This window comes from Photobacterium andalusiense, assembly GCF_900185625.1.
GTDB lineage: Bacteria > Pseudomonadota > Gammaproteobacteria > Enterobacterales > Vibrionaceae > Photobacterium > Photobacterium aquimaris.
The window spans coordinates 604,192-617,703 of the sequence record NZ_FYAJ01000002.1 but is presented as its reverse complement, the minus strand read 5'-3'; the positions used below and the strand labels follow the sequence as shown (position 1 = coordinate 617,703).

The 13,512-nt window shown below is 36.0% G+C and carries 12 protein-coding genes; 3 read left to right on the top strand and 9 right to left on the bottom strand.

Annotated elements, in window-relative coordinates:
• Positions 1-83: 83 nt before the first annotated feature.
• Positions 84-1,415, top strand: coding sequence for a KAP family P-loop NTPase fold protein (locus PAND9192_RS08305; RefSeq protein WP_087853371.1), 1,332 nt, complete (start codon positions 84-86; stop codon positions 1,413-1,415).
• A gap of 113 nt (positions 1,416-1,528) precedes the next feature.
• Here PAND9192_RS08305 and PAND9192_RS08300 read toward each other — a convergent pair whose 3' ends face one another.
• The 5 genes from PAND9192_RS08300 to PAND9192_RS08280 form a co-directional block, all read right to left on the bottom strand.
• On the bottom strand, positions 1,529-2,515 hold the full coding sequence (locus PAND9192_RS08300; protein ID WP_087853370.1) for a TniB family NTP-binding protein: 987 nt from the start codon (positions 2,513-2,515) through the stop codon (positions 1,529-1,531).
• 10 nt (positions 2,516-2,525) lie between these two features.
• The gene (locus tag PAND9192_RS08295; protein ID WP_087853369.1) at positions 2,526-4,349 is read right to left on the bottom strand and encodes a TnsB C-terminal domain-containing protein; all 1,824 of its coding nucleotides are present in this window, start codon (positions 4,347-4,349) and stop codon (positions 2,526-2,528) included.
• Positions 4,342-5,031, bottom strand: a complete 690-nt coding sequence (locus tag PAND9192_RS08290; protein WP_087853368.1) for a TnsA endonuclease N-terminal domain-containing protein — start codon at positions 5,029-5,031, stop codon at positions 4,342-4,344. The genes PAND9192_RS08295 and PAND9192_RS08290 overlap by 8 nt, the downstream gene beginning before the upstream one ends.
• 159 nt (positions 5,032-5,190) lie before the next feature.
• Complete coding sequence (locus tag PAND9192_RS08285) at positions 5,191-5,571, bottom strand: PH domain-containing protein (protein WP_087820373.1); 381 nt, start codon at positions 5,569-5,571, stop codon at positions 5,191-5,193.
• Between the two features lie 75 nt (positions 5,572-5,646).
• Positions 5,647-6,069 (bottom strand): DUF3859 domain-containing protein, encoded by a 423-nt coding sequence (locus PAND9192_RS08280; protein ID WP_087853547.1) that lies wholly within the window; start codon positions 6,067-6,069, stop codon positions 5,647-5,649.
• Positions 6,070-6,178: 109 nt separating this feature from the next.
• On the opposite strand from PAND9192_RS08280, the gene PAND9192_RS08275 reads away from it, so the two are divergent.
• Entirely contained in the window at positions 6,179-6,496 is a 318-nt protein-coding gene (locus tag PAND9192_RS08275) for a LysR family transcriptional regulator (protein WP_087853367.1), read from the top strand.
• 103 nt (positions 6,497-6,599) lie between these two features.
• On the opposite strand, the gene PAND9192_RS08270 is transcribed toward PAND9192_RS08275, so the two are convergent.
• Both PAND9192_RS08270 and PAND9192_RS08265 read right to left on the bottom strand, forming a co-directional pair.
• On the bottom strand, positions 6,600-7,193 hold the full coding sequence (locus tag PAND9192_RS08270; protein WP_087853366.1) for a hypothetical protein: 594 nt from the start codon (positions 7,191-7,193) through the stop codon (positions 6,600-6,602).
• A 211-nt stretch (positions 7,194-7,404) separates the two neighbouring features.
• On the bottom strand, positions 7,405-8,241 hold the full coding sequence (locus tag PAND9192_RS08265; RefSeq protein ID WP_087853365.1) for a 5'-methylthioadenosine/S-adenosylhomocysteine nucleosidase: 837 nt from the start codon (positions 8,239-8,241) through the stop codon (positions 7,405-7,407).
• A 197-nt stretch (positions 8,242-8,438) separates the two neighbouring features.
• Between PAND9192_RS08265 and PAND9192_RS08260 the strand changes: the two genes are divergently transcribed.
• Positions 8,439-11,876 (top strand): M66 family metalloprotease, encoded by a 3,438-nt coding sequence (locus PAND9192_RS08260; RefSeq protein ID WP_087853364.1) that lies wholly within the window; start codon positions 8,439-8,441, stop codon positions 11,874-11,876.
• Positions 11,877-11,985: 109 nt separating this feature from the next.
• On the opposite strand, the gene PAND9192_RS08255 is transcribed toward PAND9192_RS08260, so the two are convergent.
• Both PAND9192_RS08255 and PAND9192_RS08250 read right to left on the bottom strand, forming a co-directional pair.
• The gene (locus PAND9192_RS08255; protein WP_087853363.1) at positions 11,986-12,903 is read right to left on the bottom strand and encodes a permease; all 918 of its coding nucleotides are present in this window, start codon (positions 12,901-12,903) and stop codon (positions 11,986-11,988) included.
• Positions 12,904-13,048: 145 nt separating this feature from the next.
• Positions 13,049-13,354 (bottom strand): ArsR/SmtB family transcription factor, encoded by a 306-nt coding sequence (locus PAND9192_RS08250; RefSeq protein WP_370738380.1) that lies wholly within the window; start codon positions 13,352-13,354, stop codon positions 13,049-13,051.
• Positions 13,355-13,512: the final 158 nt, after the last annotated feature.

Below are 13,512 nucleotides of genomic sequence, written 5' to 3'. Positions count from 1 at the left end.
TTTAACCAACTATTTTTTGCCTCTGATTGAGGCGTTATAACGCCTCAACAGGCTCCATAAAAATATCAATATAAGGATTTAATGTGAAAATAGTTGTACCTGAAGTTCAAATTTCTAGTGACTGTGGATTTAGTCCTGATATAGATATATTCAAACGAAAAGGATTTGGTGAAAGACTTGCTAACCTTGTTGAAAATTCAGGAGGAAGCCCTGTTATAGCATTAGACTCTGGATGGGGAGAGGGTAAAAGTACATTTATAAAAATGTGGCGTGGTTATCTTGAGAATCACAGAGAACCAGAAATCATATCTATTTATTTTGACGCTTTTGAAAATGATTATCAGAAAGACCCATTTTTAACGTTGGCATCTGAAATTTATCAACTCATCACAGTCGAAGATGAAGAAAGGAAGACAAAATTTAAAGATAAAGCTGCCAAGGCAGCTAAGTCTCTTCTAAGAGGGGCTTTGAAAGTGTCAGTCAAAGTAGGTACTGCAGGTATTGTTGATGGTAGTGCTGTTGATGTGGCAGAGAAAGAACTATCGAACTTGGTTGCAGATCAAGTCGATGATTTGATAAAAGAAAGATTTGAACACGCAGCAAAAGACAAATTAGCTCTGAAAGAATTCAGGAGTTATCTTTCGAATTTTGCTAATGAAGTCAATGGTGGTAAGCCGATCGTATTTATTATTGACGAACTTGATCGCTGTAAGCCTGATTTCGCTTTAGAGTTACTCGAACAAGTGAAGCATTTGTTCTCTGTTCAAGGTATAACCTTCCTTCTAGTTACTAATAGAGAGCAATTAGAAGAATCAATCAAATCTAAGTATGGTCAAGGAATCGACCCTACAAATTACCTTCACAAGTTTATCAATGTCTGGTTAACGATGCCTCGTGCTTCAGATGAATACAACGATAATGGCTATCAATTTTTACAAAATGCTCTTTCTGCAATGAAAGAGGAAAATGATGTTATAGCAAACACTGACTCAGTCTCAGTTCTAAATGATATCGTTAAGTTTTATCAACCATCATTCAGAGAGATAGAGCGCATTCTGTCTTATTTCTCTATCGTCAATAATATGTTAGGTAATCAGCGTTACCTTGAAAATTATCAGTATATGATTTCTATGGTGTGTTATCTGAAAGCCTGTCAACCAAATTGCTTAAAAGTGATAAACGGGAAATTAAATTCTAGCCATATCATCGAGGCTGCTAGGTTAGACGAAATCGCTTCCTCCGAGTCATATAATCTTCAATATGTTAACAAGCTTGTACGCTTCGACTTTGCTGATGAAGATACACGAAAGCAAATGTTGGAAGAGAGGGAGATTCAAATGAATGGTATGAGGGGTGCACCACAAAATTTACTCAAAACTATTAGTTCATGGTTGTCGGAAATTAACCCTAGCTAGCGGTGTTATAACAGATAAGGATATGTGTCGCGTAGCCGACACCTATCCATACTTTTTCTAATATCTACTTACCAGAGTAGAGCAAATAATCTAAATGATTTCTGTCCAAAAAATTAGCTAAAGATCTTACTCTCATCAAAAGGTTTTCTTTTTCCTCTATTGTTGCGCATATAATCTTCCCAACCTAAGTCATTAGGTTGGTCTTGCAACATTCTATCTGTGATCTTTACGTCTTGAACAAAAGGGTTTTTCCATGTTGAGAGTTTATTACCAGATGTCAAATTAGAGGCAAATTCCCAGTCGTTTTTACTGATGCAGTTATTGTCGTTTTCAATTGCATTTACCGCAGCCTGAAAGACTAAATTTCGAAGTGAACGCATATTTCCTTGCGAAAATGCATAGATTTTTTTTGCTATAGGTTCTGATGCAAGGTTTGATAATTGATCAAAAGGTAAGGCTTCATCTAAACGTCTGAGAAAACCAGCATAAATGCCATAATTATTGATATAACTAAATGGTTTTAATTCAAACTGTATCGAAAAGCGGCTTCTCAGCTGACTGTTTGCTGCCAAAACTACTTTTGAATAGGGCATACCAAAAAGAATGATAGGGCATTTTGTCTTATTTATTAACATCTTTAGCCAGTCACCAACTCTTGAGAGTATTCTATTTGAAGATTTTTCTACTAAGTGTTGAAATTCATCAATGATAATAAGCTCTATTTTCATTGTTGGCACTAAATCTACTATTCGTTTTGTTAAAATGGCTAAGTCTGATTCATAAAGAGCTAAGGGATCTTCAAGGTAGAGCAGGAGTTCACGAGCGGCATCTACAGGTTTTGCATTCTCTGGTAATTCGATATAAACAACAGGGACAATATCTTGTCGTGCTGTTGAGTCTTTATCATTAGCTTTTAGGTATTTTCTTATAATTGAGGTTTTGCCAACGCCAGATGCGCCATATACCATCATACACGATGGTTCTGCCCCAAATTTAGAGAGCCTTCTGCATCGATCTATATTGTTTATGATAGCAGCTACATCAGGCGTAGATACAAACGCTTTTTTTGCTTTGGCAATTCTTGTAATGTTGTCATCCATAATTTAGATCCTATACATAATCAATATCCCATCCACTACTATCTTCTTTTTCAATATTTTTAGTAGATGTCTTTTGATTATTAGCAGATTTTTTTTCTTTAGGTTGTCGAGCATTAACAGCCATTTGTTCGTTTTCTTGATATCGAGCAGCACGACGTTTATTTGTTATTGTTGTTTTTTTCTTTTGAATAGATTGATCAACAATTTCATCAATTCTTAATTCAGCATCAATTTCAGAGTCTAAGTTATGTTCGGTAATATTGAGTTCTTGTTTTATTTTTAGGTTTTTTTTATGCATCCATAAAGTTACTGTACTCGCATATTCATAATCAATAGCAGGGACTTTGAAATAGGATTCTGTATCTTCATCAAGAACCCATATGAAGCCCATATTTTCGCGGTTATATTTTATCGTAACTTTATGATTACCTTTCTTACCTCGGTATTCTGCTAATCGTTCACTGCTATAAAAAAGCTCTGTTGCTAGTCCAATCCCTTCTTTTCTTAACATTCGTTTATCTAACTTAGTAAAATAGAAATCAAGTTCTTCGTTGGTACCAAGAAATTCATTCGGAGGCCAATTTTTTTCAGCGTGTTTCCATACTCTATTTGGGCAATTTGTCCCTCTTGAATTTGGTCTAGGATGGAAAATATCAATAAGCCATGTAAGGTATATTTGTTTGATTTCACTTAATGTTAACGAGGCTTCGTCGCTGGAATTGTAGCCCTCTCTTTGTAAGTAATTACTAAATGTTTTGCCGGGAAGATCATTAAGTAATTCAGTATTAGTGGTTCCATACTGCCGTTCTGTATGCGGTTTATTATCAGGTGTTTCTACTCTGTTTTGATGAATGTTTATAAGTAAACTGTCACAAGCAAGAGTAAAGTCTTTAGACAAAAACTCTTTACCATTATCCGTAACAAGTAGGTCAGGGATTCCATAACATAACCACTCATTTTGAATTGATGGATAGTTTTGTAATAGATTATCTTTGCGTTTGATTGCATTTTTTAATGCTAAGGCAACAGACATGTAACTTGGAGGTTCAAAGCCAAGGTAGAAACCAATTACTGATTTACTATGACAATCTACTAGTTGAGTTAAATAAGGACGACCTATAGATACTCGATGTTCTTCATGAACAGCAAATAAATCTAACCATGTATGATCAATTTCAACTCTCTCTAATAAGTACTCAGTTTGGATTTTTTTCCCCATACGACGGAATTCTCGCTTTGCTATTCGATCTCCTTTGCTTCCGGCTAATTTTTCATAGGGGGTGATTTTTTTTACGCGCTTTCTTATGGCTTCATATGACGGGTAGATATGTAGTGTTTTATGGGTAAGATTATATTGTCTAACTTTTCTTCTTACCCGTCTAAAAGCTGTACTGACATTGATTTTATTGGCAGAAATTACTTGCTCAACAGCTTGATCAATATAGACTGATATTATTTTAGGTACCTTCGTGTTTCTATTTCCCCTTTGTTTAGTCTTTGGTACTAAAGATAAAATACTAAAGTTTGATTTTTTATAAGCTAACCACCATCGATAGATTGTACTTGCACTTGGTATTGACCGCTCTTCCTGTTGTTGAAGAGCGACCCGTAAGCCTTCAATTAAAACTAAGTTTATTTCTGAACTTTTATTCAAGATGTTTCGAAGTATATTCAACCTGAATTTAGCTTCATTTTGAGCTTTTTTGCTAAATGATGTTAAATCTTGCAAATCATCATTTTCGATAAATGTGAGCTCACTGGAAGCATTTTCGCTAAGCCTCTTATCATCAGATGTTGGGGTTCCATGAAAACTGGAAAATGAGGTTCTAGACATAATAAGTTGTCTTTAATTCAGTTTGGTTATTCAGAAGAACTCTAAGGTCAATGTTTATCAAGTACTTAGACAATAAATCATAAATTATCGGAATTATATTTTTACTATTACTAAAATGATCAATGATTGTTTCTAGCTTTGTTGAGCCATGTTTATTCAAATACCTAAGAATACTTGTTTGCTCATAAGTTAATTCAGACTGCGATGTATATCTGTGCATGCGTTTTAAGTTTTTAAGAAGAGGAATATGTCTAATATCGTGTTCTTCAATCAATTCAAGATCTACATCAAAAAGTTTTTTTGCATACTTTCTTTTAGCCTCAAACTCTCTAGTAAAACATTTTGAATTAACAGCATTTGGTGCCTTAACTTCGTATAAAACCATCTCACCACAATCAAATTCACATAAAAAGTCAGGAACATAGGTACGAATAATTCCATCAATGACATAACTATATCTAATAGGTTGTGAGCAAAATCGGGAGATCTCGTTATTAAAATCAAAATGAAAACATGCATCGAATTCCAATGTCGATTCAACTGAAATGATAGTATTCATTTTAATACTAACGTAACGATGTATATTTTTTCCACGAGATTTTGTTAGCTTTCTAGCTGGATGAGTAAATGCTAACTCAAGAGGAGAGTCTGTTTGATATGTCGTTGCAGGAGACGATTGCATAAAAATTGCCTCTTTCACCATATGTCGTAAACTTACATAAGTATGGTATAAAAAGAGGCAATTTCAAATTATGGTTGTGATGATTTGCAAGTTATGGTTGTAATTTTCACTTTATGGTTGTATCAACAGCGAACCTTTTTTATGTGTTAGACAATATGGTTACTTACCCGCAATTTTTGCTGCAAGTAAGCCTTGTAATGCGTATACATTGGTTGAACCGTTAAATTCAAGTGCAATAGGATCATGCTGACCTGAGATCCACAGTTTTAATTCAGCGTCGAGATCAAAGTGACCTGTTGTTTCAACTGTGTACATTGTAATTGATTTATAAGGTAAAGAGCGATATTCCACTTTTCGGCCAGTTAACCCTTGCTTATCAATTAAAATCAAACGGCGATCGGTTAGGATGATCATATCGCGAATTAATTTATAGGCTAATTCAATCTGTTCGCCTTCGCCTAAAATCGTTGCTAACTCTTCTGTAGCATCGTCAAGGCTCATTTCACCCGCATTACCCAAAATAGCGTTAAACAGACCCATGATTTATATCCTATAAAATAATTAACTGGTGATATTTACTGCAGTCTAATCGAATTGTGTTTTTTATGCTAGTGACTAACAGCCGCGACGCTTCCAAAATTGGTTTTCATCGTGGCTATACACGTTAAAGGTTTTCTCTGCGATGATGGTATTGTTTATTTCTAGTGTCATTCGCCATGGCCCAATTTTATTATCAATCGGTGCCCAAATAGTATCGCCGAGATAGAAATCCCAATCGTTATTGCGAATATATAATTCACCATCAAACGGTGTCATAATCTCGCCATCAGCATCGGTAATCTCAGGGTGGTAAATACAGTAACGGATCTTTTCACCTTTGGCTTTTTTGATATTAACGGTAAAACCGAACTCAATATCAATTTCAGCAGGTACATCGAGCGTGAACTGCTGCACTTTGGGTAATTTTTTTGATTCAGAATCCCATGTTGAGTAAATACCGTATGAGTCGATACGAACAATTGCTTTTGATTTTGCCATTATAGAGTCGTCTATTGCTGGTGGATAAGGTGTCATTATAGCGATAAACAGCCTTGACGGCATATGCTCAAGTTAGTTAATACATTGTCGTGGTTTGTATTAAGCATCAATGTTTTTATTATATAAAGTACATATTATCAATCTGTATGTTGGTGTTTATGAGGCTATCTTATCTGCATGCTTTCGTTCTGTAGTTGAATGCCAAACTGTTACTGTAGCGGCTGATTTATTGAATATCAGTCAACCAGTGGTAAGCCGTTTATTATCCAGTTTAAAAGAACAATTAAAATTTAAGTTGTTTATTCGTCAACGTAGTCGATTGATACTAAGTGATGAAAGCCAAGCTTTTTATTTAGAAGTAGCTAAAGTTTTTGATGCTGTGAATAGATTAGATAGCGCAGTGGAAGCGATTCGAACCCATCTTTAGGCTCTACCATTAACTCTTTTGCAACGGTGATTACTTCTAATGCTGCTGAAATTACCCTTGTTGTTTTTTAAACGGGAACATATGTTTATTCATCAAACGCTCGCTATTTTTTGAGCGTTATTTTTTCTAATTGATAGTTGTTTGTCATTGCGAATAATAGCGGAATAATGCTTTCTGCGTATTTTATACCATTTGTCGCATTGGATAGGTCGACATCTATTTTTATATTATTAGTAGCCGGTATGTTTTGGTTAACGTGGAAATGATACCAAATTGATGATGCTGCATAGATACTGTTCTTTAATTTATTATTTAATGACAAATATGACTTACCAATTGTTGAATTAAATAGTTGGGTAATATATTGTTGTGAGAGTGCTGAGAAGCTATTAATAGTTTCTTTTTTACCAATGTGATTAAGATAATTTTCATCAAGATAACGACAGTATTTGGGGTCTTTTAATAACTCTAAATAGTTCATGTTATCCAAAAAAAACATTAATATTAATAACTTGTGATTTTTGTGGATATAAATATCAGGAATGTTTCGTTGATATTCACAACAGATGTCTGTTAATAATATAATATTGTTAATGTGTTTGTTTTTTCGGTTACATGTTACACCATAATGAAGTATTTTCTTTCCGAAAAATTCAATATTAAAATCTAACTGTTCTTTTTTTCTTAATTCAATCATATAAATATATCCCTATATTTTCTTGGCAACTTGTTAAGTATGATTTTAAATTGATTTCATTAATTTAAATTGTAGTTAAGATTAAATGTTTCGCCAGCATTATAGTTATAAAGAATTCTATGTAGTGGAGGATAGCCCAAGTTAGAAAACTAATTTGGGCTTTATAAATATCATATTAATCTAATATGATATTTATAGAGAAAGGAGATATTTAAATGTGATTTTTTGATTGTGTCATGATGATTTTTTTAGTGTAATCAAGTACAAATTGCTGACAATCGACAGCTGTTTGAGGATCAAAATCTTGATTATGCAGATCAGTATTAGACAAAATGCGAATACCGATAAAAGGCACTTTATAAGCTTGCGCCACTAATGCCGCTGATGAGGTTTCCATTTCTTCAACCGCAGTATTGAAATTGCTATGTAGCCAATTAATACGATCAACTTCGCGGTTCCATTCATCAGCTGTACCGATAATACCGGTTACAACCTTGCCTTTTTTATAGGTGCTTGCCATTGATTGGGCGATATTGATTAAACCTTGATCAGCATAGAAAGCATTATGTTCGACTAATTTACCTTGATCACGTAACCGCATAGTAACGCTAAAATTCTGCCATTTAGTAGGGTCAATACCTTGGCCTTTTTCTGTAAATTCTGATTTATATGCACCCATATTAAAACTGGTTTTACCAATCACGATATCACCACGTTGTAACTGTGGATCATGCCCACCAGATGTACCCTGATTAATAATTAATGCTGGCTTAAAGCGCTCAATGGCAACGGTCGTTGCTGCTGCTGCATTAGCAATACCCACTTCTGTTCGAGAGATAATAACAGGGTAATCGTTAATCGTACCTTGCCAAAAAGTCCATGAGCCTATTGTTGTTTGTGATTTGTTTTTAAGAGCATTAACAAGGGTAGTGGTTTCAATATCCATCGCGCCCTGAATCAATATTGGTGCAGAGACAGGTGTTGATGCAATGCCCACAGAGGATAAAAGAAGACAGCAAAGTAAAAAAACACGTTTAAGTAAAGACATTGAGAACCTTTGAATAATGAAAGATAAAATCAGCGCGTAATGTAATTAAAGCAAACGATTGCGTCAACGGGTTTTGATATTTTTATTAATAATTATTTTTAATGGTTGCCATATATAAAACTTGTATATGTGTTAGGTGTAATATATTTTATTGCAAGCAAAATACTGCTCTTTTCTTGATGTTTGGGAGTTATGAAATGAAAATTAAACTGTTAGCTGTACTTATTGGCGGAAGTTTGTTCAGTACTGGTGCTTTAGCAACAGATAATTCATTGACTGATATAGCAACAAATACCTTTGACACACTCAATAATATGCAGGCATTAGCTCAACAACCAAGCAATGTTATTGAGCGTGATGGTCGACAATATTTGCAATATAAAGGTAAAGAATATCGATTGAATCATGAACAATCACCGATGTTTCCTTTAAATGATACCAATGGTGAATACAGCACCGCTTTTCCATTTGTCGGTCCAGAGTGGGAATATGTAGCATATAACGGCGGTTTTTATTTACTTCATCGCCAATTTGGTATCATGAATTCTGATGATACAGGGTGCTTTGTAGAATATATTCCAGCCGCACGTGGTTCTCAACATGATGATGGTAGTTACATTTGGGAAAGTGAATTAGTACAGCGAACAGTAACGTCTGACTGTGGTGATTTATCTATGCCTACTATTTCAGAGTTTAAGACCGGATCTGTGTCAGATATTGGTGTTGAATTGGTTTGGAATGATACGGTAGTCGGTAATAGCTACAAAATTGAATTAACGGAATATCGAGAAGGCGAATCTTCAATTACTTATAATTACCCAGCTAAAAAATCGGGTTTTTATATCGCTGATCTTGAGCCAAATACCCAATATGATGTTAAGTTGGTTGAGTGTAATCAACTTGGATGTGATGAAAAAAGCTTTTCTTTTAATACTCTTTCTTCACGTTTAAGTTACAACGACAGTCGTCAAGCTGTTAATCATTTAGTCGGTAACTTAAAAGCCAATGTGGCATTAGCACAAACACATACTAGTGTTGCGCCTTATGGTAATGATGCGGTTAACCATCCTAATTTAGTGATAAATCGTGAGAGTTTATTGCTTGTTACGCCTAAATCAAGAAATGTAAATCAGCTATGGGTTGATGTTGAGTTAGATGGCGTGAGCATGGGGCGTTTCTTAATGCACCCACCAAGTGCATTACCTGATACGGATCAGCACGATAACGGTAAAAGTAAAGTGATGTTCTCTCACTATGCATGGAGTTTGCCATTAAGTTGGGAGTGGATGAAGCCCGGTTTATCACTAAAATTTAGCGATAATCGCAATCGAGAAGGTGAGGTAACTCAAGATCTGTTGGTCTTTGGTGGCGCGCCAGAGCTTGTTATTCAAAATATTGATATTGGTATGTTAGTTGAGCCTCGTAATCAATATGACATGATCAATAATATGGAACAGTTAGCTACGGATTACTTTCAAAAAATACCAGTATCTAAAATGGTAGTCGCTGATTATACGCCATTGCATCTTCGTAAAGTAACACTACCAAATGGTAAGGTTTACACCAAAGCCAGTGAATATGAAACCCCTGGAGTTTACGCAGGTGATATGCGTGAATATATCGGTAAGCGATTAATTTCTGTTGGTATTAATAATGCTAACTTTGGTATTGTTGATACAGCTGGTAGTGATGCAAGTTGGCCGCGCCCATTTAGCCATATCACGGCGCATAATAATCGCGGTCGTTATTTAGCTAAAGACGAAGAGACTGGCGTGGTGACATCTACTGTTGTTAACCATGGTCTAAGTGGTGGCGGTGGCATGGTGACGCTACGTTCAACCCGTGGTAATGAATGGTCGCATGAATTTGGGCATAACTTTGGTCGTGGTCATCACCCGAAAAATGCATCTATTCATGATATGGAATCAGGTTGGGGTTGGGATGCACGTTATAAACGTTTCATTGGTAACATTCATTGGTCTGATGCAGCAATTACCATGACTAACGATAATAGTGGTGAAAGTGTGCCACCATTTGCAAATGAATTCCGTTTTATGCGTGAAGCAATGGGCGGCGGTGAAGGTGCATTAACTGGATTGATTAGCCATTATACGTTAGAGCATCCTATAGCGACGCGAGTAACTCAAGATTGGTTTAACCGTTCTAATAATCTTGATACTAATAGTACTACTGGCTACGTTAAATGGGATCAAACTAACCAACGGTATGTTGAATCCGATACAGGTTTTGCGGCGGCTACACAGCAAGGCGTGCCAGTGATCACTGTACTTGGTATTTATGATCCAACTGAAATAAACTCGAGCCAGATATACCCATTAACCTATTCAAATTACGGTAACTTATTTGATCTACCTGCGCCAAGTACAATAGCTCCTCAGCGTGAAGGTTGGGTTGCGATCACTGATCTCAATGATACAGATCGAGAGCTAACACAGTGGCAACAGATCAAAATAGACAATCAATGGCTGCCGTTATGTCAGTTTAGCTATACCAATGCTAATGGCGAGAACGCAAATTTTGTCGGCTTTGAAAATGCTGAAGCTGCGACATGTCAGGTATCATCTGATATGTTCTGGTCGGTTAATAATCAACGTGAAGTGCCTGTTTCTAGCGTTAATGATTACCAATTGCTAGCATCTAAAGGTGATAAACTGGGTAATGTTACTTATACGCCAACAGTTGAATTAGGTGAAAAGACCTTGTGTTCATTGGATAAATCAGGCACATCACATGATGGTGCTGGATTTGTTGAAAATAATAAGTGTATGCAAATTGCTAATGTTAAACATACTAACGGTGCAAACTGGGCGTATGCAACTCACCAAGGTGGTATTAAGCAATATAGTTTAGCTTCACAAAAGCAGTGCCAGTTGATCGTTGAAGGTGAAAATGGCGATATTACTAATATCGCGCTAAGTGTTTCTCGTCATAACAGTAATGAAAGTAATAAATTACACCTTAATTTATCTGCGGATAACCATCCCACTCGTATTACAATTGAATGTTCGACAGTGCCAGGCTCGGAATCAGTGTTAGATACTGTTGCAACACCACGTAATCCGGCAGTTGCTGATCTAAGAGGACCGGTAATTATTGGTCAAGAGAATGGCTATAAAGCACTTGAGTCTGCAATGCCAGCTGGTTGGTTTGCACATACTGAAGGGTTTGATCCTGCAACATTATCAAATCGAGATCGCAACTCACTAGCGACCTTAAGCGTAGGCAGTGAAAAACCTAATGTTTGTCGTTTTCCTTTAACCATTAATGGTGTTGAACAAACGGTACATGGTTATGTTGAAGATTTTGGTAACGGTGACTTCCAATGTACTGGTGGCACTGAAATTACAGTGACAGATAGTCAAGGTGAGATGCCATTAGTATCGGCTGTTAATCAATTTGAATGGATATCGCTCAATAATCCACAACAAGTAGGTCAACGAGTAAAAGCAGTTGAAGGCAGTGATACTAATCTATGTAGCGTAACTCGAGGTGGCTTTTATGGAGCTGGCTTCATTAATGCTGGTGGTCAGTGTACGCAAGTTCCTGGCATAAAATGGTCGAATGGTAATCACTGGACCTTCTCTAGTGGTTACGGCCAATATAGTTACCAGTAAAAGATGAACTATTGCCTGTTATAGCTAATATAGCTGTTTATAAATATTATTAATGTTTAACCTAATAAATCCCTCATTCAAAAAGAGTGAGGGATTTTTTTAGATTATTTTAAAACAGCAATTGATACAGAAAACCTGCGCTGATAGCCATACCAATAATAACCGCTAAAAATGCGACAATCATTTGATTTTTAAAGATAGATTTTAGCAATATCACTTCAGTTAAACTTGCACCTGCACTGCCAATAATCAATGACATTACCGCACCTAGGCTCATTCCTTTAGCTGCTAATGCAGCACTAAGTGGAATTACTGCTTCAGCACGAATATAAAGTGGAATACCAATAATAGCCGCAATAGGGATCGCAAAAGGGTTATTTTCACTGGCAACTTTCGCTACAAATTCAGTCGGCATAAAACCATAAATCATCGAACCTAATGCGATACCGCCAATTAAATAAGGCAATACTGTTTTAAAATCAGTCCAAGTTGTTTGCCAAATTTGAAGCCATTTATTAGTCGGTTGTGGCGTCGAATTGCAGCTTGAGCCGCAACAGGATGGTTTAGGCTCGCTATAGGCTTCGGCTTTAATGTATTTTTCAAAACCTAATTTTTCTAATAGGTAACCCGCAATAATAGAAACGCCCATTGCGATCACAAAGTAAAATACCGTCACTTTTATACCAAAGGTCACCGCAAATAAACCAATAATAATCGGGTTAAGTAGCGGACTTGCAAACAAAAATACCATCATAGTGCCGAATCCGGCTTTCGCACGTAACAACCCTTTTAAAAATGGAATGGTAGAACATGAGCAAAAGGGAGTGATAGCGCCAAGTAATCCTGCAATAAAGTAGCCTTTACCATTTTTGCTACCAAGGATCGCCTGAATTTTTGCGGGTGGAATATAAACCTGCAACACACCAACTAAATAACTAATCGCAAGAAAAAGTATGGTCAGCTCTAGCGCAAGAAAACCAAACATATGAAGGGTATTCATTATCATTTCTGAAGTAATGGTGAACATAATATTTATCTCTGTATTTCTAGTATTTTCGAAATATAAATTCGAAAAAGATCTTTGTCAAAAGAATAATTCGATATTTATAGAAATATTTAAGGGTAGAAAAGTTGATATTGTTTAATGTGTTGAATAATAAGAATATTATTTTTTATTGTTCATCAATACAACATTCATCTTGGAGAAAGTTGATCACATTGGTTAAAGCATCGTATTGGGCAACGCAAAAAAGAGTTCGTCCTTCACGGCGTTGAATCAGTAATCCAGCCGAAGCAAGGCTAGAAATATGGTGCGACAGAGTGGAGCCTGGGATCGCAAGTTGTAGCTGAATATCGCCAACAGCAATACCCTGATGACCTGCTTTTATTACGCGTTTAAAGATAGCTAAACGGGTTGGATGGCCAAGTTCTTTGAGTGATTTTGCAATATGGTTAATGTCTATTGAATGGGTAGTCATCGTAAAATCAGCCTTTATTGTGGTATTTATTTCTGTCGATATCGAAATATAACTAACTGTCGCTCAAAAAGAAAGTGTACGCATGTCGTTATTTATCTACTGCTATCACAGTAACAATACTGGCTGTCCTTTATTGTTGGTGTTATTACATGCTTCAA